The following is a 2,211-nucleotide window of genomic DNA, read 5'->3' as shown; positions in this document are numbered from 1 at the left end:
TGTCGACGGCACGTGAAAACTGACCCCGGCGTGGCATCCGAATTTTGACCCCCTGTCCGGTGACTCTGGCTCGAGCCGAGCCAGGGAGGACGAAGGGTGTTGTCCGTGGAAGATTGGGCTGAGATTCGCAGGTTGCACCGGGCGGAAGGGTTGCCGATCAAGGCGATCGCCCGGGTGTTGGGCGTCTCAAGGAACACGGTGCGCGCCGCGTTGGCCTCGGATGCGCCGCCGAAGTACGTGCGGCAGCCGAAGGGGTCCATTGTGGATGCTGTGGAACCGCGGATTCGTGAGTTGCTGCAGGCATTTCCGACGATGCCGGCGACGGTGATCGCCGAACGGATCGGCTGGACCCGGTCGATCCGGGTGCTGTCGTCTCGGGTGGCGGAGTTGCGACCGGTGTATCTGCCGCCGGACCCGGCCTCGCGCACGAGCTACGTGGCCGGGGAGATCGCGCAGTGTGATCTGTGGTTCCCGCCGATCACACTGTCGGTGGGGTTCGGGCAGGTGCGCCGCCCGGCGCAGTTGCCGGTGCTGACCATGGTGTGTGGGTATTCGCGGTGGCTGTCCGCGGTGCTGATCCCGTCGCGGCGAGCCGAGGACCTGTTCGCCGGTTGGTGGCGGCTGATCGAGCGGTTGGGGGCGGCGCCGCGGACGCTGGTCTGGGACGGTGAGGGGGCGATCGGCCGGTGGCGCGGCGGGCGCAGTGAGTTGACGAAGCAGTGCCAGGCGTTTCGGGGCACGCTGGGGGCGAAGGTGGTCATCTGCCGGCCGGCCGACCCCGAAGCCAAGGGCCTGGTCGAGCGGGCGCACGACTATCTGGAACGCTCGTTCCTGCCCGGCCGTGCGTTCGATGGCCCGGCCGAGTTCAATACCCAGCTGACCGGGTGGCTGGCCGTGGCCAACACCCGGCCCCGGCGGGCGCTGGGCTGTGCCCCGACCGAGCGGATCACCGCGGACAAGCAGGCGATGCTCACGCTGCCGCCGGTGGCACCGGTGGTCGGCTGGCGGGCATCGACCCGATTGGCGCGGGATCATTACATTCGCTTGGACTCCAACGACTATTCGGTGCATCCGGCGGTGATCGGCCGGCGGGTGGAGATCGTCGCCGACCTGACCCGGGTGCGGGTGGTCTGCGACGGGAAGACGGTGGCTGATCACGAGCGGATCTGGGCTTGGCACCAAACGATCTCCGCCCCGGGGCATGTCGCCGCCGCGAAGTCGTTGCAACGTACGCGAATCAGGATGCTACGGCCAGCGCCGGAACCGGAGGTTGAAGTCCGTCGTCTGTCCGATTACGACACCGCGTTGGGCGTTGAGGGCGTTGATCGTGCCGATGGTGGGGTGGCGTGATGCCTACCACCCGAACTACCGCGAAGAAGACCACCAGCCGGGACCTGGCCGCTGAGATTGCCTATCTGACCCGCGTGTTGAAGGCGCCGACGCTGCGTGAGTCGGTGACCCGGCTGACCCAACGGGCGCGGGCCGAATCCTGGTCATACGAGGAGTTTCTGGTCGCCTGCCTGCAGCGTGAGGTGTCCGCGCGCGAGTCGCATGGCGGTGAGGGGCGGATCCGCGCCGCCCGGTTCCCAGCGCGTAAATCGTTGGAGGAATTCGACTTCGACCACGCTCGAGGTCTCAAGCGAGACGTGATCGCCCACCTCGGGACACTAGATTTCGTTGCTGGCAAAGAGAATGTGGTGTTCCTCGGTCCACCCGGCACCGGCAAGACACACCTGGCGATCGGGTTGGCGATGCGCGCCTGCCAGGCCGGGCACCGGGTCGCGTTCGCCACCGCCGCGGAGTGGGTCGCCCGGCTGGCCGAGGCCCACCACACCGGCCGGCTGCAAGCCGAACTGGTCAAGCTCGGCCGGATCCCGCTGCTGGTGGTGGACGAGGTGGGCTACATCCCGTTCGAACCGGAAGCGGCGAACCTGTTCTTCCAACTGGTTTCCTCCCGGTATGAGCGGGCCAGCTTGATCGTCACCAGCAACAAGGTCTTCGGCCGGTGGGGCGAGGTGTTCGGTGACGACGTGGTCGCCGCCGCCATGATCGACCGCCTCGTCCACCACGCCGAAGTCATCGCCCTCAAGGGCGACAGCTACCGGCTCAAGGACCGCGACCTCGGCCGCGTCCCCACCGCCGGCACAACCGAAGAGTAGAGATCAATTCCCATGCAGGGGGTCAACATTCAGATGCCGGAAAGGGGTCAAA

General features: G+C 67.3%; 2 protein-coding genes. Both read left to right on the top strand.

Translation table 11 applies throughout. The annotated features are described in order from the left end of the window. The first annotated feature begins 96 nt into the window (after positions 1–96). Positions 97–1,350 (top strand): IS21 family transposase, encoded by a 1,254-nt coding sequence (istA, locus tag B9C43_RS55295; protein ID WP_084435130.1) that lies wholly within the window; start codon positions 97–99, stop codon positions 1,348–1,350. Further along, positions 1,350–2,159 (top strand): IS21-like element helper ATPase IstB, encoded by an 810-nt coding sequence (gene istB / locus B9C43_RS55290; protein ID WP_084435129.1) that lies wholly within the window; start codon positions 1,350–1,352, stop codon positions 2,157–2,159. Before istA ends, istB begins: the two co-directional genes overlap by 1 nt. The last annotated feature ends 52 nt before the right edge of the window (positions 2,160–2,211 follow it).

Source organism: Kibdelosporangium aridum, from assembly GCF_900176515.1.
GTDB classification, from domain to species: domain Bacteria; phylum Actinomycetota; class Actinomycetes; order Mycobacteriales; family Pseudonocardiaceae; genus Kibdelosporangium; species Kibdelosporangium aridum.
The sequence above is the reverse complement of the archived record's forward strand: the minus strand, read 5'-3'. Positions and strand labels throughout refer to the sequence as shown.

Excerpts from the sequence above, each read along its gene's own strand:
- istB (WP_084435129.1), top strand. The coding sequence starts at position 1,350 with ATGCCTACCACCCGAACTACCGCGAAGAAGACCACCAGCCGGGACCTG.